Consider the following 735-nt stretch of genomic DNA (forward strand, 5'->3'; position numbering starts at 1 on the left):
TCGACTGGCGGGTCGACAGCGCCTGGCTGTTGGCCGCCTCGACGTTGGTGTCGGCCAGCGTCAGGTTGGACGAGCCGGTCTGCAGCACGTTGATCAGGTTCTTGTTGAAGTCCTGACGAACCTGCACGATCGTCAGGTTCGAACCGAGGCTCGAAGCTTCCGAACGCAGCGTGCTCGCCGCCGAATTCAGGTTGGTCAACACCTTGTTGGTGGCGGCGTTGTCGATGAAGTCGACACCGCCGGTCAACGCAGCGAGGCCCAGACCCTTGGAGTTGTAGGTCACGCCCGTGATGTTCAGGTTCGACTTGCCGGTCTCGTCGAACACCAGCTTGAGCTGGTCGCCGTTCAACAGGTTCACACCGTTGAACGAGGAGTCCTGCGCAGTCGAGTCGATCTGCTGGAGGATGTTGTTGTACTGGTTGACCAGGTTGGAACGCGAAGTCTGGGCAACCGTATCCGCGACGGGGCTGGAAGCCGTCGAGAAGGTCAGTGCCGTGGTCAGCGTGCCGCCGATCGCACCACCTGCGGTGCTCGAACCGATGGTCGAGGACGCGTAGTCGTTGGTGGTCGAGATCGTCAGCCGGCCGTTGGCGTCGATCGTCGCAGTCAGGTTGTTGGCCTGCAGCTGCGTGTTGAGCTGATCGAGCGTCTTGACCGTACCGTTGGTGCCGTCGCCGAAGGTGACGTTGACCGCCGCACCGCCACTGAAGGAGGTGAAGGTCAAGGTCTTGCCGG

General features: G+C 61.9%; 1 pseudogene. It reads right to left on the reverse strand.

Features of this window, described 5'->3' with window-relative positions:
* Window positions 1-735: pseudogene (locus tag G8O24_RS42555) on the reverse strand (DUF1522 domain-containing protein); the annotation flags it as partial.

Origin of the sequence: Bradyrhizobium campsiandrae, assembly GCF_014529705.1 — a bacterium.
Taxonomy (GTDB): domain Bacteria; phylum Pseudomonadota; class Alphaproteobacteria; order Rhizobiales; family Xanthobacteraceae; genus Bradyrhizobium; species Bradyrhizobium campsiandrae.